The following is a 21,086-nucleotide window of genomic DNA, read 5'->3' as shown; positions in this document are numbered from 1 at the left end:
CCTTGCCCCGCTGCCGGTCCCAACCTAATTGATCAGCGTGGGGCATCGCCTGTCGCCGCCCTGTCCCGCGGCGCAACAACAGGTACGTCCGGCTTGCGAGCCGGTATCAACGAGATGACGGCCGGCCCGAAGAGGGCGGCCGCCAGCAGAGCCGGGCCGTTCAGCCGTACGCCCGGGCCACGACTCCGCCGAGGAGGGCGCCGAGCGGGGCGCCGGACGTCGAGGCGGTGCGGAAGGCGGAGGCGATGCGGCCCACCATGGAATCCGGGCCGCGCTGCTGCATCAGCGTGACCTGGTTGACGTTCCACACCATGTTCATCGCGCCGAGCAGCAGCATGCCCGCGACGAGCGCCGGCAGCTGCCGTACGGAGCCGATGAGCAGCAGGGACGCCGTCTGGACGCCGCCGGCGACCAGCAGGGCCCGCGCCCGCCCGGTGCGGCGCGCGATCCGCTGCGCCAGGAAGCCGCCGGCGAGGCTGCCCACCGAGTACGCCGTCATCGCGGCCGCGTACCCGGCGGTGCCCGCGTGCAGCCAGCGGGTCACGTGCAGCACGAGCGTGGCGATCAGGGCGCCCATGCCGATGTTGCACAGCAGGGTGGCCGCGCAGACCGCGCGCAGCACACGGTCGTGCCACAGGGCGCGCAGTCCCGCGCCGATCTCCGCGCGCAGGGTGCTGCCGGCCGGGCGCGGCTCCCGCTCGGGCGGTCGTATCCGCAGGGACGCCACGAGGGCAGCGGCGGCCAGATAGGTGCCCGCGTCCGCCGCGAACGGCACGAAGGCCCCGGCCGTCAGCAGCAGCGGTACGAACGGGACCGCCAGCAGGCCGCCGGCGAGTTGCTGACCGGTCATCAGACGGGCGTTGGCGCCACCCAGGGTCTCGCGCGGCACCAGGGCGGGCAGCAGGGCCGTGGCGGCGTTGTCGAAGAGCGTCTGCAGGGTGGTCAGCGAGAACGCGAGGGCGAGCAGCAGGGGCACGGAGGCGTGTCCGAGGCCCACCGCCAGCGCGAAGGCGGCGACGAGCAGGCCCCGCACGGCGTCCACGGCCCACATCGCCCGCCGCTGGTCCACGCGGTCCGCCAGCGCGCCGCCGAGCAGCCCGAACAGCAGCCACGGGAGGTACCCGCACGCGGTCACGGAGGCGATGACGAGCGGCTCGTCGGTCAGGCGTACGGCGAGCAGGGGCAGGGCCGACGTACGCAGGGCGTCTCCGAACCGGGAGACCACGGCGGCGGTCCACAACCGCCCGAATCCCCCGCGCCAGGTGGGTGTGCCCACGCCTGCCGTCTCCACCGCCGTCACGCGTCCCCCTCACGATGCGTCGATGCACACACCGTAAAGGGAGCCACTGACAACGGGGCGTCGGTGACCGCGCGAAACAGCTCCGGCCAGACGCCCTTGGGCGCCCGGCCGGTCACAACTTCTAGATTTCGCCCCGCAGTTTGGCGAGCGCCTCGGCGAGGATCGCCTCGCCGTCCGCGTCGCTGCGCCGCTCCCGTACGTACGCGAGGTGCGTCTTGTACGGCTCGGTGCGCGGCGGGTCCGGCGGGTTGTCCCGGTCCTGTCCGGCCGGGAAGCCACAGCGCGGGCAGTCCCAGGTCTCGGGAACCTGCGCGTCGCTGGCGAAGCTCGGCTGCGTCTCGTGCCCGTTGGAGCACCAGAAGGAGATGCGCAGACGCGGCGCGGACTCGCCGCGCTCGGCCTCGCCCATCGGCCCCGCCCCGACCCGGCTTCCTCGGATCGCGTTGCCACTTGCCACGGTCGTAACTCCCTGCGTGATGGTGCCGCGAAGCGAGTCGGCGTTTCGCTCCGCTGCGAGCGCCTCAGTCTACGTAAGGCCCAACGCGCGTCCAGTGATTGGAGTTACAACCCTCACACCTAGACGCAAGCCCCATGATAGGCCGCGCTCAGGGGCGCGTACCGAACATGGGGCCTTACGTACGGAATGTGCGTACGGGACGTGATCAGCTGCTCGTCTTCATCAGCAGGCCGAGGACGACGATGCACGCGAACCACAGCAGACCGACCACCAGCGTGATGCGGTCGAGGTTGCGCTCGGCGACGGAGGAGCCGCCGACGGACGACTGCATGCCGCCACCGAACATGTCGGAGAGGCCGCCGCCCTTCCCCTTGTGCATCAGCACCAGCAGCATCAGCAGCAGGCTGAAGACGATCAGGGCGATCGAGAACCCCAAAACCACGGCTGGACCAACTTCCTCGGATTCGGATGGACGACGGGGACACGGTGGCGTACCACCATGCCCCCGCAAGGGTACGACGGATCCCCGCTACCGCATACTCACTGGTCGCGGAAGCGGACGATCTTGACGAACTCGTCCGCGTCCAGCGAGGCACCGCCCACCAGGGCGCCGTCGATGTCGGCCTGGGCCATGATCTCGGCGACGTTCCCGGACTTTACGGAGCCGCCGTACTGGACGCGGACCTTGTCGGCCACGTCCTGCGTGTACAGCTCGGCGATCTTGCCACGGATGGCGGCGCAGACCTCCTGGGCGTCCGCGGCGCCGCAGACCTTGCCGGTGCCGATGGCCCACACCGGCTCGTAGGCGATCACCACGGTCTCGGCCTGCTCGGCCGTGACGTCCTTCAGACCGCCCTCGACCTGGGCGAGCGTGTGCGTGACGTGGTCGCCGGCCTCACGGACGTGCAGTTCCTCGCCGACGCACAGGATCGGGGTCAGGCCGTGCTTGAAGGCGGCCTTGACCTTGGCGTTCACGAGCTCGTCGGTCTCGTTGTGGTACTGGCGGCGCTCGGAGTGGCCGATGACCACGTACGTGCACTTCAGCTTGGCCAGCATGGGGCCCGAGATCTCGCCGGTGAAGGCGCCCGAGTCGTGCGCCGAGAGGTCCTGGGCGCCGTACTTGATCTTGAGCTTGTCCCCGTCGACCAGGGTCTGTACCGAGCGCAGGTCGGTGAAGGGCGGCAGGACGGCGACCTCGACGGCCTCGTAGTCCTTGTCGGCCAGGGCGAAGGCGAGCTTCTGGACGTGGGCGATGGCCTCCAGGTGGTTGAGGTTCATCTTCCAGTTGCCCGCCATGATCGGCGTGCGCGTGCTCATCGAGGTCAGTCCTCCAGTGCGGCGAGGCCGGGGAGCGTCTTGCCCTCGAGGTATTCGAGGGAGGCGCCGCCACCGGTCGAGATGTGACCGAATGCGTTCTCGTCGAAGCCGAGCGTACGCACGGCAGCGGCGGAGTCACCGCCGCCGACGACGGTGAAACCGTCCGCTTCGACGAGAGCCTGGGCGACCGCCCTGGTGCCCTCGGCGTAGTCGGGGTGCTCGAAGACGCCCATGGGACCGTTCCAGAAAACGGTCTCGGCGTCGGCGAGCTTCGCGGCGTACAGCTCGCGAGTCTTCGGGCCGATGTCCAGGCCCTCCTGGTCGGCGGGGATCTTGTCCGCGTCGACCACGGTGTGCTCGGTGGGAGCCTTGGCCTTCAGGTCCGGGAACTCCCGGGCGACCACGACGTCCAGGGGGAGAAGCAGCTCGACGCCCTGCTTCTGCGCGCGCTCCATGTACTCGGTGACGGTCGGGACCTGGTCCTCCTGGAGGAGGGAGATGCCGACCTCGTAGCCCTTGGCCTTGAGGAAGGTGTAGGCCATGCCGCCGCCGATGAGGAGGCGGTCGGCCTTGCCGAGCAGCTCGTCGATGACGGCGAGCTTGTCGGAGACCTTGGCGCCGCCGAGGGCGACCACGTAGGGGCGCTTGACGTCCTGGGTGAGCTTCTTCAGGACGCCGACCTCGGTGGCGATGAGGTAGCCGGCGTAGTGCGGCAGGCGGGCCGGGAGGTCGTACACGGAGGCGTGCTTGCGGTGGACCGCGCCGAAGCCGTCGCCGACGTAGACGTCCGCGAGGGCGGCCAGCCGGTCGGCGAACTCGCCGCGCTCGGTGTCGTCCTTGGCGGTCTCGCCGGCGTTGAAGCGCAGGTTCTCGATGACCGCGACCTGGCCGGGCTGAAGACCGTTCACGGCGTCGTGGGCGGCGGGGCCGACGGTGTCCTGGGCGAAGGCGACCGGGGCGCCGAGGAGTTCACCGAGCCGCTCGGCGGCGGGCAGCAGCGAGAAGGTGAGGTCCGGAGCGCCCTTGGGGCGGCCCAGGTGCGAGGCGACGACCACCCTGGCGCCCGCCTCGGCGAGGGCCTTGACGGTGGGCAGGACGGCGCGGATGCGGCCGTCGTCGGTGATGACGCCGTCGGCGAGCGGCACGTTGAGGTCGGCGCGGACGAAGACCCGCTTGCCGTCCACGCCTTCCGCGAGAAGTTCGTCGATGGTCTTCATGAGGGGACTCCTGAGGAGGGCTCTTGATCGTACGAGGGCTGATCGACCGTACATAGAGGGTCGATCCGCACGTGCGTCAGGGCTCGGGCAGCGCGACGGTGCGCTGCCCGAGCCCTGCTGCACATCAGGTGCCTGCTCTGCCGATCAGAGCTGGTTGCCGACGAAGACCGTCAGGTCGACGAGGCGGTTGGAGTAGCCCCACTCATTGTCGTACCAGCCGATGACCTTCACGTTCTTGCCCTCCTGGACCATGGTCAGGGAGGAGTCGAAGGTGCAGGACGCCGGGGCGTTGACGATGTCGGAGGAGACGATCGGGTCCTCGGTGTACTCGAGGATGCCCTTGAGCTCGCCCTCGGCGGCCTTCTGGAAGGCGGCGTTGATCTCTTCCTTGGTGACCTCGCGGCCCAGCTCCAGGACGAGGTCGGTGACCGAGCCGGTCGGGACCGGGACGCGCATGGCGATGCCGTCCAGCTTGCCCTTGAGCTGCGGGAGGACCAGGGCGGTGGCCTTGGCCGCACCCGTGGTGGTCGGGATGATGTTCTCCGCGGCGGCACGCGCGCGGCGCAGGTCCTTGTGCGGGAAGTCCAGGATGCGCTGGTCGTTGGTGTACGCGTGCACCGTGGTCATCAGACCCTTGACGATGCCGAAGTTCTCGTCGAGGACCTTCGCCATCGGCGCCACGCAGTTGGTGGTGCAGGAGGCGTTGGAGATGACGTGGTGGTTCGCCGGGTCGTACTTGTCCTGGTTGACGCCCATCACGATGGTGATGTCCTCGCCGGAGGCCGGAGCCGAGATGAGGACCTTCTTGGCGCCACCGGCGATGTGCTTCGCGGCGTCTTCCTTCTTGGTGAAGATGCCCGTCGACTCGATGACGATGTCGACGCCCAGCTCGCCCCACGGAATGTCGGCGGGGTTGCGCTCGGAGAGGACCTTGATGGTGTGGCCGTCCACGGTGATCGTGTCGGCGGTGTGGGTCACCTCCTGCTTCAGACGACCCAGGATGGTGTCGTACTTCAGCAGGTGCGCGGTGGTCGCGGTGTCACCCAGGTCGTTGACAGCCACGATCTCGATGTCTGCGCCCTGCTCCAGCAGCGCGCGGAAGTAATTGCGACCGATACGACCGAAGCCGTTGATGCCTACGCGGATCGTCACGAACCGATCTCCTCGTTGGTACGCCGGCCATGCGGTGCCGGCGAGCTGTATTTGGGATGTCCCCGACCACCCCCGACCCTACCTCTCTGAGGCTCCCGAGGTGACATCCAGATGCCTCATACGCGGCAGGGCGGTCCGTACCCGTCAGTAGGGGTACGGACCGCCATTCTTCGGGGGGTTGATCGCCCCGCCATGTCAGGAAATGACGATGCCTTGCGGCGATGTTGTCACTCGTTCGTGAGCGGGTCGGCTCACTTGTCGAGTGACGCCAGCGCCTTCTTGACCAGTGCCGTCCGGTCGGCCGCCGCGGGGACCTGCTCCAGGCCGAAGCCCAGCAGCACCGTGTCCTTCGTGGTGACCGCTCCGTACGTCTTGAACAGGACTCCGGTGCGGGTCCAGTCCTTCAGGACCGCCGGGCTGCCGGCGGGCGGTCCGGCCACGCTCCAGGGACCCAGTGACGACTCGAAGCCCTCGGTCTCCTTGGCCGTGCCGCCGACCACGAGCGAGGCGTCGTCGGCGAGGACGCCGTGGCCGCCGCTGCCGGGGTCGGTGATGTAGCTGATCGAGACCTGGACGGACTTGCCCGCGTAGGCGCTCAGGTCGAAGCCGACCTGCTGCCAGCCGCTGGAGCTGCCGGTGAGGCTGTTCCAGGAACCGGTGGTCCCGGTCGCCGCGCAGGCGTTGTCCGCGAGCGTCAGATAGTGCTTGAGCCACGGGTGCTCGCCGATCAGGAATCCGGCCCCGCACTCCGCCGGGACGGCGGTGCTGGTGGCGCCGCCCGTCTCCGGGAGGGTCGTCCAGTCGTCGGCGCCGACGGTGTGCGCCTCGACCACGGCGTGGTCGTAGCCGGGCTCGGTGTCCCACAGCAGCCGGGTGCTCAGGGTCGGCTTGTCGGCTGCGCCGACGCCGGTCAGGTCGATGGTGCGGGTCAGGCGCTTGTAGGCGTCGTCGGTGTGGACCGCGGCGGCCATGGCCGAGCCCGCGAACGGTCCGTACGGGTTGACTGTTCCGGCGAACTGGCCCGCGCCCGCGCTGGCGAACTGCGGGTACTTGGCCACGGACAGCTCGTCGGAGGTGACGCCGTAGGTCCCTGCCTTGTCGAGCGCGTTGCCGGGAGCGTCGCCGAGGGCGCCGGTGAAGCCGTCGAGGTTGCCGGAGCCGGTGAAGCCGGTGGCTCCGGGGGTCGAGGTGCGCGAGTAGGCGCCCAGGTAGTACTGGCTGAAGTCGTCCGACGGGGTGCCGTCGGCGAGTTTCACGCTGCCGCCGGCCAGTTCGCCGGCCTCGATCAGCCTGCCGCCCTCGTTCAGGTAGGCGCGCAGTTGGAGCTGGGTGTCGTTGCCGGGGCCGGTCGCGCCCGAGTAGTGCACGACGGTCCTGAAGTACTTGAGCACGGCAAGCGCGTCGGGCGCGCCCTGGGTGGCGACGTCCCAGACGATCGCCCTGCGGCCGTTCGCCTTCAGCGCGTCCACGTACTTCTGGGCCTGTGTGGCGGCCGCGCCCTCCTCGGCGACGACGAGGGTGTCCGCGCGGGGCCGTTCGGCGACGGTGTAGGTGAAGTGCGTGCTGGAGACCTTCTTGCCGCCCGTGGACCGGCCGGTGAACCACACCTCGACCTTGTCGCCCGGCTCACCGTCCTGCACCTTGGCCCGGTACTCGTCGAAGTAGAGGTTGTCCTCGCCGCCGTAGGTCTCGCCGCCCTTCCAGGGCCGCAGCGCCCGGTCCTGCGTACGGCCGCCGTTGACGCGGTACTTGAGCTCCTTGTCGCGCACGGACTTCCGTACGACGACCGAGACCTGCTGGTCGGCGCCGCGCGCGTACGACGTGGAGAACGTCGCCGGGGTGAAGTCGGCGGCGCTCAGGCCGACCGAGGAGACCGGCCGGTCGGGGTGGGCGGCGGTCTCGGCGACGGAGAGCGCGAAGGGGACGTTCTTCTGGAACTCCTGCTGGATCAGCTTCTCGTCGTCGGGGAAGTTGAAGACCGACTGGCAGTCGGAGGCCTTCCAGGCGTCGTTCGGGTCGAGGTTCGAGGCGGTCTGACAGGTCGACATCTCGGGGGTGAACATCGACATGCCGTTGACGTTGGACGCGTGGCCGTCCGCCTCGCCGTTGGTGGTGTACAGCTCCGAGGAGACCTGCGGGTGGTAGCCCGGGACCGCGGAGTGCTCGGGGGTGCCGGCGAGCGCCCTGTACAGGACGTCGTCCGGGGTCGGGGTGGCCACCTGCCAGCCGACGCCGTAGAGGAGCAGTTCGGCGGCCGAGTGGTAGTTGATGCCGTACGTGAAACCGACGCGCTTCTCGAAGGCGTCCAGCGCCCGGGTCTCCGGCTCGGACCCGGGGCTCGCGCCCCGGTAGGTCTGGCTGGTCGGGTTGGGGGACGAACCCTCGTCGTCGTAGCCCCACTTGTAGGCGAAGTTGCGGTTGAGGTCGACGCCGTCGCCGGTGGAGATGACACCGTCGCCGTTGACGTCCCTGAGGTTCTTGCGCCACAGGCGGGTGTCGGAGTTCTTGAAGGTGTAGTCGTAGCCGTCGGGGTTGGCCGAGAGGACGAACCACAGCTCGGTCGAGTCGACGATCTTCTTGATCCGCTTGTCCGTCTTGTAGTTGTCCAGGTAGTAGTGCATCAGACGCCGGGTCATCTCCGGCGTGATCCACTCGCGCGCGTGCTGGTTGGACACGTACAGCACGGCGGGCTTCGAGCCGTCCTTCGACTTCTTCGCGTTCCGGGTCAGTTTGAGCGCGAGGATGTCCTGGCCGTCGACGGTCCTGCCGATGGACTCGACCTTGGTGAGATCCGGGTGGGCCCGACCGGTGCCGACGATCTCCTGCTCCAGACCGCCGCTTCCGCCGTACGGGCGGAACACGCCCTGGGCGGCGTCCTCGACGCGCGCCTCGGCCTTGGCCGAAATCGTGTGTTCGGTGAGGTCGACGCCCTGCTTCCGCAGTTTCCCGGCCTGTTGGTCGGTGAGGTAGACCTCGACGACGCTCCGGCCGTTCCCGGCCGGCCGTTCGTCCAACTCGTGGCCGTCCTGGCCCGCCTGGAGCAGCAGGGGTACCTGCTTCTGGGTGACTTCGGCACGGAAGACCTTGACCTCGTCGGGGTCGGACGGGGAGGAACTTCCGCTCTGCGCCTGGGCTATGGGCGCAAGGCTCGCTCCGCCGAGCAGGAGCGCGCCGACAGCGAGGATCGATCTCGCTCTGTGTCTCATGAACCCCCCTAGCGGTGGTCCGCCACGGCGGCGAACAGGTTGCCAGGCTCATGTCAGTCCATGATCGAGTCAAGAGCGCCTCAAAGACACACGAACGCCGGTGCCGACACCCAAACGGGCGTCGGCACCGGCCAGTTGTCCTGCTTCGCTCACCCCGCCAGGTTGTCGGCGAACTCCTCGGAGAGGTTGGCCTCCGTGCCCGGGATGCCCAGGTCGGAGGCGCGCTTGTCGGCCATCGCGAGCAGTCGGCGGATCCGGCCCGCCACGGCGTCCTTGGTCAGCGGCGGGTCGGCGAGGGCGCCCAACTCCTCCAGGGAGGCCTGCTTGTGCTCCATGCGCAGCCGGCCGGCGGCCGCGAGGTGCTCGGGGACCTCGTCGCCGAGGATCTCCAGAGCGCGCTGCACGCGGGCACCGGCGGCGACGGCCGCGCGCGCGGAGCGGCGCAGGTTGGCGTCGTCGAAGTTGGCGAGCCGGTTGGCCGTGGCACGGACCTCGCGGCGCATCCGGCGCTCCTCCCAGGCGAGCACGGACTCGTGCGCGCCGAGGCGGGTCAGCAGGGCGCCGATCGCGTCACCGTCGCGGACGACGACCCGGTCCACTCCGCGCACCTCGCGGGCCTTCGCGGCGATCGACAGCCGGCGGGCGGCGCCGACCAGCGCGAGCGCGGCCTCGGGACCGGGGCAGGTCACCTCCAGGGAGGAGGAGCGGCCGGGCTCGGTGAGCGAGCCGTGCGCCAGGAACGCCCCGCGCCAGGCCGCCTCCGCGTCACAGGTGGCCCCGGAGACCACCTGCGGGGGCAGGCCCCGGATCGGCCGGCCGCGACCGTCGACGAGACCCGTCTGGCGGGCCAGCTGGTCGCCGCCCGCCACCACGCGCACCACGTAGCGCGAGCCACGGCGCAGCCCGCCGGGCGCCATCACGATCAGCTCGGAACTGTGCCCGAAGATCTCCAGGATGTCCCGCTTGAGCCGCCGGGCCGCCATCGCGGTGTCCAGCTCCGCCTCGATCACGATGCGCCCGCTCACCAGGTGAAGGCCGCCGGCGAACCGCAGGATGGCGGAAACCTCCGCCTTCCTGCAGCAGGTCCGGGTGACGGGGAGCCGGGAGATCTCGTCCTTCACCGCTGCCGTCATCGCCATGGGCCGATCCTTCCATGCATCCGAAAAATACGGTCGTACGCGGCGGCCAGCAGCTCCGGGTCGTGCCGGGGGCTTCCGTCGGTCCGGGCCACCGGCGCCAGCTCGACCGCGGCTCCGAGCCGCTTGGCGGCCTCGGTGAGCAAGTCGCGGTCGGGCACCGCGGCCTCGTCGGCCAGCACCACGTCCAGGGCGAGTTTAGGGGCGTGTCGCCCCAAAACCTCCAAATGACGCTGCGGGGAGAAGCCCTCGGTTTCTCCGGGCTGCGGGGCGAGGTTCAGCGAGAGCACCCGGCGCGCCTTGGTCTGCGTGAGCGCGTCCAGGAGCTCGGGCACGAGCAGGTGCGGGATGACCGAGGAGAACCAGGAACCGGGGCCGAGGACCACCCAGTCGGCGTCCAGGACCGCGGCGACGGCCTCGGGGACCGCGGGCGGGTCGTGCGGCACCAGGTGCACAGACTGCACCTCGCCGGGGGTCAGGGCGACGGTGGCCTGCCCGCGGACGGTGTCCACCTCCTCCGGCCGCTCCGGGTCGTGCCCCTTGACCAGGGCCTGGAGCTCCAGCGGCACGGCGGACATGGGCAGCACGCGCCCGTGCGCGCCGAGCAGCTTGCCGACCAGGTCGAGGGCCTGCACATGGTCGCCGAGCTGCTCCCACAGGGCGACGATCAGCAGGTTGCCGACCGCGTGGTCGTGCAGGTCGCCCTTGGAGTGGAAGCGGTGCTGGATGACCCGGGCCCAGGTCTGGCCCCAGTCGTCGTCGCCGCACAGCGCGGCCAGCGCCTTGCGCAGGTCGCCGGGCGGCAGCACGCCCAGCTCGTCACGCAGGCGCCCGCTGGAGCCGCCGTCGTCGGCCACGGTGACGACGGCGGTGAGGTCGCCGGTGATCCGGCGCAGCGCGGCGAGCGAGGCGGACAGGCCCATGCCGCCGCCCAGGGCGACCACCTTGGGCTGAGCGCCGCGGCGGCGTGCCCGGCCGCCGCGGGCCTCGACCGGGCGGGCCGTCCGGGTCTCGGACCCGGTGCGGACCGGGCGTGCCTCGGGGACCATCCGGCGCAGCCTGCCCAGCCGCGGAGTGCGTTGCGTCATTCCCGTCCCATGTCCCGGTGCACGACCACCGTCTCCACGCCTTCGGCCGCGAGCCGCGCGGCGAGCTTCTCCGACATGGCGACCGAGCGGTGCTTGCCGCCGGTGCAGCCGATGGCGATGGTCACATAGCGCTTGCCCTCGCGCCGGTAGCCGGCCGCGATCAGCCGCAGCAGCTCGGCGTAGCGGTCGAGGAACTCCTTGGCTCCGGGCTGGTTGAAGACGTAGGCGGCGACCTCCTCGTTGAGGCCGCTGTACGGGCGCAGCTCTGGAACCCAGTGCGGGTTGGGCAGGAACCGCATGTCGGCGACCAGGTCGGCGTCGACCGGCAGGCCGTACTTGAACCCGAAGGACATCACGGTGGCCCGCAGCTCCGGCTCCTCCTCGCCGGCGAACTGGGCGTCCATCTTGGCCCGCAGCTCGTGCACGTTGAGGCTGGAGGTGTCGATCACCAGGTCGGCGTCGCCGCGCAGCTCGCGCAGCAGCTCGCGCTCGGCGGCGATGCCGTCCACGATGCGGCCGTCGCCCTGGAGGGGGTGCGGGCGGCGCACCGACTCGAAGCGTCTCACCAGGGCCTCGTCGGAGGACTCCAGGAAGACGATGCGGCGCGTGACGCTCTTCGCCGCCAGGTCCGCGAGGGAATCGCGCAGGTTGTCGAAGAAGCGGCGGCCGCGTACGTCGACGACGACCGCGATCCGCGCCACGTTGCCCTGGGAGCGGGCGCCGAGCTCCACCATGGTGGGGATCAGGGCGGGCGGCAGGTTGTCGACGACGAACCAGCCGAGGTCCTCCAGACACTTGGCCGCCGTCGACCGGCCGGCTCCGGACATGCCGGAGATGATCACCAGCTCGGGGATGGCCGCCTCGGGGACCCCGGCCGGGGTGGTGTCCGTGCTCACCTGGTCTCCGTTTTCCTGAACCGCCTGCTGCGGCTGATCCTCTCCCGTTTCCCTGGGTGCCTGATCTCGCTCGGCTGTGGGCTGTGCGTCGTGCTCGGTCATGTCTCCTGCCCCCGTCGTTCGTCCCGGGTGCCCGCGGTCACGGGCTCCCCCGAGGAACCCGCCGTCGTATCGGGTTCCTCGTCATCCATGATCTCTCCAGTCGCCGTGTTCACGGCGGGCGCGGCCGGAGCCGCCTGGGCGAGGGCCGCGGCGATGGTCTCGGCCGTCTTGCGGCCTATCCCGGGCACCTCCTGGATCTGGTCGATTGTCGCGGACCGCAGCTTCTTCACCGAGCCGAAGTGCTTGATCAACGCCTGTTTGCGTGTCTCGCCGAGGCCCGGCACGGCGTCCAGGGGACCGGCCCGGAAGCGCTTGGCCCGCTTGGTGCGCTGGTACGTGATCGCGAACCGGTGGGCCTCGTCGCGGACACGCTGCAGCAGATACAGGCCCTCGCTGGTGCGCGGCAGCACCACCGGGTCGTCCTCCCGCGGCAGCCAGACCTCCTCCAGGCGCTTGGCGAGGCCGCAGACAGCGATGTCGTCGATGCCGAGATCGTCCAGGGCGCGCTGAGCAGCGGCGACCTGCGGCTGCCCGCCGTCGACGACGACGAGCTGGGGCGGGTAGGCGAACTTCCGGGGACGGCCGTCGTCGTCCTTGAGGCCGTTGGTCGAGCCGTCGGAGTCCTGGAGGCCGCCGTTCGTCGAGCCTTCACCGCCCTGGAGACCGACGGCCGAGCCGTCACCGTCCTGGAGACCGTTGGTCGAGCCGGTCTCGTCCACCCACTCGCCGGTCCTCTCCTTCTCGGCGAGGTAGCGCCGGAAGCGGCGGGTGATCACCTCGTGCATGGAGCGGACGTCGTCCTGCCCCTCGAAGCCCTTGATCTGGAAGCGGCGGTACTCGCTCTTGCGCTGCAGCCCGTCCTCGAAGACGACCATGGAGGCCACGACGTCGTCGCCCTGGAGATGCGAGATGTCGTAGCACTCGATCCGCAGCGGGGCGCTGTCCAGGTCCAGGGCCTCGGCGATCTCCTCCAGGGCGCGCGAGCGCGTGGTGAGGTCGGAGGCGCGCTTGGTCTTGTGCAGGGCGAGGGACTGCTGGGCGTTGCGCTCGACGGTCTCCATCAGGGCCCGCTTGTCGCCGCGCTGCGGGATGCGCAGCGACACGTTCGAGCCGCGTCGGCCGGTCAGCCACTCCTGCACCGGCTCCACGGGGTCGGGCAGGGCCGGGACCAGGACCTCCTTGGGGACGGCGTCCCCGGTCTCCTCGCCGTACAGCTGCTGGAGGGCGTGCTCGACGAGGGCGGCCGTGGTGACCTCCTCGACCTTGTCGGTCACCCAGCCGCGCTGACCGCGCACCCGCCCGCCGCGCACGTGGAAGATCTGGACGGCCGCCTCCAGCTCGTCCTCGGCGACCGCGATCAGGTCGGCGTCGGTCGCGTCGGCGAGCACGACCGCGCTCTTCTCCATGGCCTTCTTCAGGGCCCCGATGTCGTCGCGCAGGCGGGCGGCCCGCTCGTACTCCATCGCCTCGGCCGCCTCCGTCATCTGCCTTTCGAGACGGCGGAGGTACGTGCCCGTGCGTCCGGCCATGAAGTCGCTGAACTCCTCGGCGAGTTCGCGGTGTTCCTCGGCGGAGATCCGGCCCACGCAGGGCGCGGAGCACTTGCCGATGTAGCCGAGCAGGCATGGGCGGCCGGTGCGGGCGGCGTTCTTGAAGACACCCGCCGAGCAGGTGCGCACGGGAAAGACGCGCAGCAGCAGATCGACCGTGTCGCGGATCGCCCACGCGTGCCCGTACGGGCCGAAATACCGGACGCCCTTCTTCTTGTGACCGCGCATCACCTGTACGCGCGGGAACTCCTCGTTCATCGTCACCGCGAGGTACGGGTAGCTCTTGTCGTCGCGGTACTTGACGTTGAACCGGGGGTCGAACTCCTTGATCCAGGAGTACTCCAGCTGCAGCGCCTCGACCTCGGTGGACACGACGGTCCACTCGACGGACGCGGCGGTGGTGACCATCGTCCGGGTGCGCGGGTGCAGGCTCGCCAGGTCCTGGAAGTAGTTCGCCAGGCGCTGGCGCAGGCTCTTCGCCTTTCCGACGTAGATCACCCGGCGGTGCTCGTCGCGGAACCTGTAGACCCCGGGAGAGTCCGGGATCTCTCCCGGCCTGGGGCGGTAGCTGGAGGGGTCGGCCATGTCTCACACCCTACTGGCGAGCGGTGACACTCCGGCGGGCCTGTGGACAACGCCGGACAGCCGGGCGCGGGCGGCCCCGCGCGAAGGGGTAGCGGCTCGGCCAGGTGCGCGGCCCCCTTGGGCACGAGGTGTTGTCGGGGCTTGGTCAACACGCTTCAATGCGGGGGAACTCGGGCCGTGAACGACGGCGTCCGGATACGGCGTACGGCTGCGCAGACGCCCCGGCGCCGACGGGGTGGCCCCGAAGCACCACGCGAACGGTCTGACCAACCGTAGTGAACCTTCACAGAGAGGCCCCTCGGCATGCGGCACGCCACACAGCACGCTGACGTCGCCACCGCGGAACTGGACACGGCCCTGCGGGGCGGCCCCTTCCACATAGCGCTGCGCGCCGCGATCGCCGCCCGCGGACTGCCGCTCCAGCGGGTGCAGCACCATCTGTCGCGGTACGGGGTGCGGGTGGGCGTCACCAGCCTGAGCTACTGGCAGCAGGGCGCCCGGCGCCCGCAGCGCCCGGAGTCGCTCCGGGCCGTACGGGCCCTGGAGGAGATCCTGCAGCTGCCGGACGAGTCGCTGATACGGCTGCTCGCCGAGGCCGACGAGCACACGGCCGCCCGGCGCCCGGCCGTCCGCTCGTACCGCTCCCTGATCGAGGCCTCCGGCGTCCTGGACCGGCTCCTGGCCGACCTCGGCTGGTCCCTCGACGGGGGCCTGCACACCCTCGGGCACCACGAGCGGGTGCACATCGGAGGCGGCCGTGAGCTGGCCGGACGCGAGTCGCACCACATCGTGCGGGCCCACCGGGACGGCGTCGACCGGTTCGTGGCCGTCCACCACGGCGACCCGGGCTGCGCGCCGGAGCGGATGCGGGTGCACGCCCTGGAGAACTGCCGCACGGGACGCGTCCGCCTGGACCGGGACACGGGCGTCCTCGTCACCGAGCTGCTCTTCGGCACCCGGCTGCGGTCCGGTGACACTTTCCTCTTCCGGTACGGCGTCGAGGACGGCACGGCCGGGATCTCGCGCGAGTACGTCCGCGGCTTCGGCTTTCCCGGGGGCCAGTACGCGCTCCAGGTGCGCTTCGACCCCGCCGCGCTGCCGACGCGCTGCCACCGGTTCGCCCAGCACTCGGCGGCGGCTCCGCGCAGCGGCCGGCAGGAGCTGCCGCTGAGCGGGGTGCACCGCTCGGTCCACCTGGTCGAGCCCCGGGTCCGGCCCGGCATCGTGGGCATCGGCTGGGACTGGGAGTGACCGGTCCGACGCGCGGGGCCGACGACGGCGCCGGGTGAGGTGATCAGGCGCCCGGGCCCGCCACGAGCTTCCCGTTCGCGGCCTTGACCGGCAGCTCGTTCAGCGGCTCGGTGGCCGGGGCCCGGACCACCTTTCCGGTCGCGGCGTCGAACTCGCTCCCGTGGCACGGACAGATCAGCTTCGTGCCCTCCAGCTTGTTGATGGCGCATCCCGCGTGCGTGCAGATCGTGCTGTACGCCTTGAGGGTGCCGTTCCCGTCCCGGCTGACCACCACGTTGTGGTCCCGGTACAGCTTGGCGCCGCCCTTCGCGACCTCGCTCTCGGCCCCGAGCTCGACCGGCCCGGTCGGCGTGGCGTCGGCCGTGACGCCGCCTCCCACTCCCGCGCAGGCGGTCAGGCCGAGTCCGGCGAGCGGAGTCACGGCGGCTCCGCGCAGGACGGTACGACGGCTCGCGGGGGATCGGCCGGGCATCAGGGTCTCCACTGGTCGGGGGCGGTGCAGGCCGACGATACCCGGGGGCGGTCCGCCCGCCGGGTGCCGGGTGGGGACGAGGGTGGGGTGGCCCGTAAACGTTTGCGCAATCGTTTACGTCGGGCGCCGAATGGGATACCGTCCCGGCCAGAAGGCCCCCACCGCGGCGCAGGGAGACAACGCGATGCCCACCATGGCCGACGTCGCACGGAGCGCCGGAGTCTCCGTGGCGACCGTCTCCCACGTGCTGAACGGCACGCGCCCGGTGCTGCCCCACACCCGCCAGGCGGTGCTCGACGCGATCGACGAGCTCGGCTACACGCCCAACACCCTGGCCCGCTCCCTGGTGACCTCCCGCACCCGCTCCATCGGGCTCGCGGTGTCGGCGATCAGCAATCCGTACTTCACGGAGATCCTCCAGGGTGTCGAGGCCAGTGCCCTGGAAGAGGGCTACAGCCTGCTCATCGCCGACCCGCACGACGACCCCGAGCACGAACGCAAGGTCGTCCAGCTGCTCCACGAGCGACGCGTGGACGGCATGATCGTCGCCCCGTCCGCGGACCCACGCGGGCTCCTCGCCTACCTGGGCCGCCACTGCGTGCCGACCGTGTTCCTGGACCGGGTGGTCGACGCCCACGCCGACGCCGACGGCGACGTGGGCGTCGACGGCGGAGCGCGCTTCGACCAGGTGTGCGCCGAGAGCACCGAACCGATGGCTCAGCTCGTCACCCACCTCTCCGGCCTCGGCCACCGCAGGATCGGCCTGGTCGCCGGCCTGCCCGGGCTGAGCACCACCGGTGAAAGGATCACCGGCTACCGGCACGGCCTCGCCGCGTCCGGGCTGCCGTACGACGAACGCCTCGTCGTGCCGGGCAACTCCGCGTCGACCGGCGCCGAGCAGGCCACGGCGGCCCTGCTGTCCCTGGCCACGCCGCCGACGGCGCTCATCACCGCCAACAACGCGATGACCATCGGCGCCCTGAGGGCTCTGCGCGAGCGGGGCCTGTCCGTGCCGGACGACATCGCCCTGTGCTGCTTCGACGACTTCGCCTGGGCGGACCTGTTTTCGCCCCGGCTCACCGCGATCGCCCAGCCCAGCAGGGAGATCGGCGCGCAGGCCGTGCGGGTGCTGCTGGACCGTCTGGCCGCGCCGGACGGTCCCGCCCGGACCGTGCGGCTCCCCTGCGCCTTCGTCCACCGGACCTCGTGCGGCTGCCCGGAGCGGCCCACGGCGTCCGCGGGGCGCGAGCAGCTCGACCGACCCGAACAGCCCAGGAAAGGAACCGTCTCGTGATCGTCGTCGCCGGTGAGGCACTGATCGACCTGGTACCGCAGGGCACGGGTGCCCTCGCCGGCCTGAAGCCGGCGCTCGGCGGCGGACCGTACAACACGGCCCTGGCCCTGGGCCGCCTCGGCTCCCCCACCGCCTTCTGCTCCCGCACGTCCTACGACGCCTTCGGTGAGGCCCTGCTCGACGGGCTGCGCGGGGCGGGCGTCGACGTCTCCGGTGTCCAGCGGGGCAACGAACCGACCACCCTCGCCGTCGCCACCGTCGACGGAAACGGCTCGGCCGCCTACTCCTTCTACGTCGAGGGCACCGCCGACCGCCTGTTCACGGCCCCCGCCGCCCTCCCCGCCACGGCGCGCGCGGTGTCCTTCGGCACCTGCTCGCTCGTCCTGGAACCGGGGGCGAGCGCCTATGAGGAGCTGATGCGGAGCGCCGCCGCGCAGGGTCTGTTCACCGCGCTCGACCCCAACATCCGGGCGGGCCTCATTACCGACGCGGACGCCTACCGGGAGCGCTTCAAGGGCTGGCTGCCCTCGGTGACGCTGCTGAAGCTCTCCGCGGAGGACGCCGAGTGGCTGGGCGGCACCCCGCGCGAGTGGCTGGCCGCGGGTCCCTCGGCCGTGGTGATCACCCGGGGCGGCGACGGCCTCACCGTCTTCACCCGGGACGGTGCGGAGCACTCCGTGCCGGGCGAGAAGGTCGAGGTCGTGGACACGATCGGGGCCGGCGACACGGTGAACGCGGCCCTGCTGCACGGTCTGTCCGCCCAGGACGCCCTCTCCCCCGAGGCGCTCGCGGGGCTGGGCGCCGACGGCTGGACCCGGCTACTGAGGTTCGCGGCCCGCGCGGCGGCGATCACCTGCTCGCGGGCGGGGGCGGAGCCGCCGTTCGCCGCCGAACTCGGGGAGTTCTGACCGAAACGCACGGCGCCCCGCGGACAGTTGCCGCGGGGCGCCGTGTTCTTCGTTCTTCCGGGACGCGTCAGGGCATGCGCGTCGCTGGGCTCACGCCTTGCGGGCCCGTGTCGTCTTCTTCGCGGGTGCCGCCTTCTTGGTCGCCCCGGCGGCCTTCGAGGTCGCCGTGTTGTTGGCGGCCTTGGCCGTCCGGGCCGTGGCCGTCTTCCGCGCCGTCGAACCGGCCGCGACCGTCTTCTTGGCCGCCGCCTTGCGCGGGGCCTTCACCGAGGCCGCGTCGCTGATCCGGTCGGCGCCGAGGATCTCGCGCAGGAACTTGCCGGTGTGACTGGCCGGTACCGCGGCGACCTCCTCGGGCGTGCCCTCCGCGACGACGAGTCCGCCGCCGGCGCCGCCCTCCGGCCCCATGTCGACGACCCAGTCGGCGGTCTTGATCACGTCGAGGTTGTGCTCGATGACGATGACCGTGTTGCCCTTGTCGACGAGGCCGGCGAGGACCTTCAGCAGCTTGCTGATGTCCTCGAAGTGCAGACCGGTGGTCGGCTCGTCCAGGACGTAGACCGTGCGTCCGGTGGAGCGCTTCTGCAGTTCGCTGGCGAGCTTGACGCGCTGTGCCTCGCCGCCGGACAGGGTGGTCGCGGACTGGCCGAGGCGGACGTAGCCGAGGCCGACGTCCTTCAGCGTGTTCAGGTGGCGGGCGATCGACGGGACGGCCTCGAAGAACTCGGTCGCCTCCTCGATCGGCATGTTCAGGACCTCGGAGATGGACTTGCCCTTGTAGTGGACCTCCAGCGTCTCCCGGTTGTACCGGGCTCCGTGGCAGACCTCGCACGGGACGTAGACGTCCGGAAGGAAGTTCATCTCGATCTTGATGGTGCCGTCGCCCGCGCAGTTCTCGCAGCGGCCGCCCTTGACGTTGAAGGAGAAGCGGCCGGGCAGGTAGCCGCGGACCTTCGCCTCGGTCGTCTCGGCGAACAGCTTGCGGATGTGGTCGAAGACGCCGGTGTACGTCGCCGGGTTGGACCGCGGGGTGCGGCCGATGGGCGACTGGTCGACGTGCACGACCTTGTCGACGAGGTCGTCGCCGTCCACGCGCGTGTGCCGCCCGGGGACGTTGCGCGCGCCGTTCAGCTCGCGGGCCAGGTGTGTGTACAGGATGTCGTTGACCAGCGTCGACTTGCCGGAGCCGGAGACACCCGTGACGGCCGTGAAGACGCCCAGCGGGAAGGACACGTCGATGTCCTGCAGGTTGTTCTCGCGGGCGCCGTGCACCGTGAGGCGACGGGAGGGGTCCTGCGGGCGCCGGATGTCGGGCAGCGGGATCGACTTCTTGCCGGACAGATACTGACCGGTCTGCGACTCGGCGTTGGTCAGCAGTTCCTTGAGGGAGCCGCTGTGCACGACCTTGCCGCCGTGCTCGCCCGCGCCGGGGCCGATGTCGACGACCCAGTCGGCGACCTTGATGGTGTCCTCGTCGTGCTCGACGACGATGAGCGTGTTGCCCATGTCGCGGAGCCGGACCAGGGTCTCGATCAGCCGGTGGTTGTCACGCTGGTGCAGGCCGATGGAAGGCTCGTCGAGGACGTACAGCACGCCGACGAGGCCGGAGCCGATCTGGGTGGCCAGGCGGATGCGCTGGGCCTCGCCGCCGGAGAGCGTGCCGGCCGCGCGGTTCAGGGAGAGGTAGTCCAGGCCGACGTCGACCAGGAACCGCAGCCGCTCGTTGACCTCTTTCAGCACGCGCTCGGCGATCTTCTTGTCGCGGGCGTTGAGCTTGAGTTCGCCCAGGAAGTCCGCGCAGTCGCTGATGGACATGCCCGCGACCTCGGCGATCGACTTCTCCATGATCGTGACCGCGAGGACGAGCGGCTTCAGACGCGTGCCCTGACACGTCGGGCAGGGCACCTCACGCATATAGCCCTCGAAGCGCTCGCGGCTGGCGTCGCTCTCGGACTCGCTGTGCCGGCGCTTGACGAACGGCACCGCTCCCTCGAAGGGCGTGGTGTACACGCGCTCGCGCCCGTACCGGTTGCGGTAGCGGACCTCGATCTGCGTCTTGTGGCCGTAGAGCAGGGCCTTCTTGGCGCGCTGCGGCAGGCCCGCGAAGGGGATGTCGGTCCGGAAGCCCAGGGCGTCCGCGAGGGCGCCGATCAGACGGCCGAAGTAGTCCTTGGTGTGACCGTGCGACCAGGGGTGGATGGCGCCCTCGTCGAGGGACTTGTCCTCGTCCGGGACGATCAGCTCCGGGTCGACCTCCATGCGCGTGCCGATGCCGGTGCACTCGGGGCAGGCGCCGAAGGGCGAGTTGAAGGAGAAGGAGCGGGGCTCCAGCTCCTCGAAGGAGAGGTCGTCGTACGGGCAGTACAGGTGCTCCGAGTACATGCGCTCGCGCTCGGGGTCGTCCTCGGGGAGGTCGACGAAGTCGAGCACGACCATGCCACCGGACAGACCGAGGGCGGTCTCCACGGAGTCGGTGAGACGGCGCTTGGCGGAGCCCTTCACCGTCAGGCGGTCCACGACCACCTCGATGGTGTGCTTCTCCTGCTTCTTGAGCGTGGGCGGCTCGGAGAGCTGGATCGTCTGGCCGTCCACCCGCGCGCGGCTGTAGCCCTTGGTCTGGAGGTCCGCGAACAGGTCGACGAACTCGCCCTTGCGCTCGCGCACCAGCGGCGACAGCACCTGGAAGCGGCTCCCCTCCGGCAGCTCCAGGACCTTGTCGACGATGGCCTGCGGCGACTGGCGCGAGATCGGGCGGCCGCACTCGGGACAGTGCGGCTTGCCGATGCGCGCGAAGAGCAGACGCAGGTAGTCGTAGACCTCGGTGATCGTGCCGACCGTCGAGCGCGGGTTGCGCGAGGTCGACTTCTGGTCGATGGACACCGCGGGCGACAGGCCCTCGATGAAGTCGACGTCCGGCTTGTCCATCTGGCCGAGGAACTGGCGGGCGTACGAGGAGAGCGACTCCACGTAGCGCCGCTGCCCCTCGGCGAAGATCGTGTCGAAGGCCAGCGAGGACTTGCCCGACCCAGACAGGCCCGTGAAGACGATGAGCGAGTCGCGCGGCAGGTCGAGCGAGACATTCTTGAGGTTGTGCTCGCGCGCGCCACGGACGATGAGACGGTCGGCCACGCCGGTCCGCACCTTTCTTGAGAGAA

15 protein-coding genes and 1 pseudogene are annotated in these 21,086 nt (G+C 70.7%); 3 read left to right on the top strand and 13 right to left on the bottom strand.

Annotation, left to right across the window (positions count from 1 at the left end):
* Positions 1–32: 32 nt before the first annotated feature.
* The 11 genes and pseudogenes from ACWGKT_RS09435 to uvrC all read right to left on the bottom strand — a co-directional run bounded on the left by ACWGKT_RS09435 (position 33) and on the right by uvrC (position 14,006).
* Positions 33–1,240, bottom strand: a pseudogene (locus ACWGKT_RS09435) (MFS transporter).
* A gap of 181 nt (positions 1,241–1,421) precedes the next feature.
* Positions 1,422–1,757: an RNA polymerase-binding protein RbpA gene (locus tag ACWGKT_RS09430; protein WP_003976875.1), complete on the bottom strand. Its 336-nt coding sequence runs from the start codon at positions 1,755–1,757 to the stop codon at positions 1,422–1,424.
* 205 nt (positions 1,758–1,962) lie between these two features.
* Positions 1,963–2,199, bottom strand: a complete 237-nt coding sequence (gene secG, locus ACWGKT_RS09425) for a preprotein translocase subunit SecG (RefSeq protein ID WP_235456625.1) — start codon at positions 2,197–2,199, stop codon at positions 1,963–1,965.
* 98 nt (positions 2,200–2,297) lie between these two features.
* Positions 2,298–3,074 carry a triose-phosphate isomerase gene (gene tpiA, locus ACWGKT_RS09420; protein ID WP_356153715.1) on the bottom strand — a complete coding sequence of 259 codons (777 nt, stop codon included), beginning with the start codon at positions 3,072–3,074 and terminating at the stop codon, positions 2,298–2,300.
* A gap of 5 nt (positions 3,075–3,079) precedes the next feature.
* A complete protein-coding gene (locus ACWGKT_RS09415; protein ID WP_453273113.1) occupies positions 3,080–4,291 on the bottom strand; it encodes a phosphoglycerate kinase in 1,212 nt (403 codons plus the stop codon).
* A gap of 144 nt (positions 4,292–4,435) precedes the next feature.
* A complete protein-coding gene (gap, locus tag ACWGKT_RS09410; protein WP_235456622.1) occupies positions 4,436–5,443 on the bottom strand; it encodes a type I glyceraldehyde-3-phosphate dehydrogenase in 1,008 nt (335 codons plus the stop codon).
* Between the two features lie 251 nt (positions 5,444–5,694).
* Positions 5,695–8,649 (bottom strand): M14 family zinc carboxypeptidase, encoded by a 2,955-nt coding sequence (locus ACWGKT_RS09405; protein WP_453273112.1) that lies wholly within the window; start codon positions 8,647–8,649, stop codon positions 5,695–5,697.
* A gap of 149 nt (positions 8,650–8,798) precedes the next feature.
* Entirely contained in the window at positions 8,799–9,788 is a 990-nt protein-coding gene (gene whiA / locus ACWGKT_RS09400) for a DNA-binding protein WhiA (protein ID WP_453273111.1), read from the bottom strand.
* A complete protein-coding gene (locus tag ACWGKT_RS09395) occupies positions 9,779–10,873 on the bottom strand; it encodes a gluconeogenesis factor YvcK family protein (RefSeq protein WP_453273110.1) in 1,095 nt (364 codons plus the stop codon). The genes whiA and ACWGKT_RS09395 overlap by 10 nt, the downstream gene beginning before the upstream one ends.
* Positions 10,870–11,871 carry an RNase adapter RapZ gene (rapZ, locus tag ACWGKT_RS09390; RefSeq protein WP_356153726.1) on the bottom strand — a complete coding sequence of 334 codons (1,002 nt, stop codon included), beginning with the start codon at positions 11,869–11,871 and terminating at the stop codon, positions 10,870–10,872. Before rapZ ends, ACWGKT_RS09395 begins: the two co-directional genes overlap by 4 nt.
* The gene (gene uvrC, locus ACWGKT_RS09385; protein ID WP_356153728.1) at positions 11,868–14,006 is read right to left on the bottom strand and encodes an excinuclease ABC subunit UvrC; all 2,139 of its coding nucleotides are present in this window, start codon (positions 14,004–14,006) and stop codon (positions 11,868–11,870) included. The genes rapZ and uvrC overlap by 4 nt, the downstream gene beginning before the upstream one ends.
* Before the next feature lie 303 nt (positions 14,007–14,309).
* Here uvrC and ACWGKT_RS09380 point away from each other — a divergent pair, with 303 nt between their 5' ends.
* Complete coding sequence (locus ACWGKT_RS09380) at positions 14,310–15,257, top strand: hypothetical protein (protein ID WP_453273109.1); 948 nt, start codon at positions 14,310–14,312, stop codon at positions 15,255–15,257.
* 43 nt (positions 15,258–15,300) lie between these two features.
* Here the strand turns inward: ACWGKT_RS09380 and ACWGKT_RS09375 are convergent, their stop codons facing one another.
* Complete coding sequence (locus ACWGKT_RS09375) at positions 15,301–15,729, bottom strand: Rieske (2Fe-2S) protein (protein WP_453273108.1); 429 nt, start codon at positions 15,727–15,729, stop codon at positions 15,301–15,303.
* Positions 15,730–15,913: 184 nt separating this feature from the next.
* Between ACWGKT_RS09375 and ACWGKT_RS09370 the strand changes: the two genes are divergently transcribed.
* Together ACWGKT_RS09370 and ACWGKT_RS09365 are read left to right on the top strand one after the other, a co-directional pair.
* Positions 15,914–17,023 (top strand): LacI family DNA-binding transcriptional regulator, encoded by a 1,110-nt coding sequence (locus ACWGKT_RS09370; RefSeq protein WP_453273107.1) that lies wholly within the window; start codon positions 15,914–15,916, stop codon positions 17,021–17,023.
* Positions 17,020–17,931, top strand: coding sequence for a carbohydrate kinase family protein (locus tag ACWGKT_RS09365; RefSeq protein ID WP_453273106.1), 912 nt, complete (start codon positions 17,020–17,022; stop codon positions 17,929–17,931). The genes ACWGKT_RS09370 and ACWGKT_RS09365 overlap by 4 nt, the downstream gene beginning before the upstream one ends.
* Before the next feature lie 90 nt (positions 17,932–18,021).
* On the opposite strand, the gene uvrA is transcribed toward ACWGKT_RS09365, so the two are convergent.
* Positions 18,022–21,060 carry an excinuclease ABC subunit UvrA gene (gene uvrA, locus ACWGKT_RS09360; RefSeq protein WP_356153743.1) on the bottom strand — a complete coding sequence of 1,013 codons (3,039 nt, stop codon included), beginning with the start codon at positions 21,058–21,060 and terminating at the stop codon, positions 18,022–18,024.
* Positions 21,061–21,086 lie beyond the last annotated feature (26 nt).

It is taken from the genome of Streptomyces sp. NPDC054794 (genome assembly GCF_053611585.1).
This window is presented reverse-complemented; position numbering and strand designations above follow the sequence as displayed.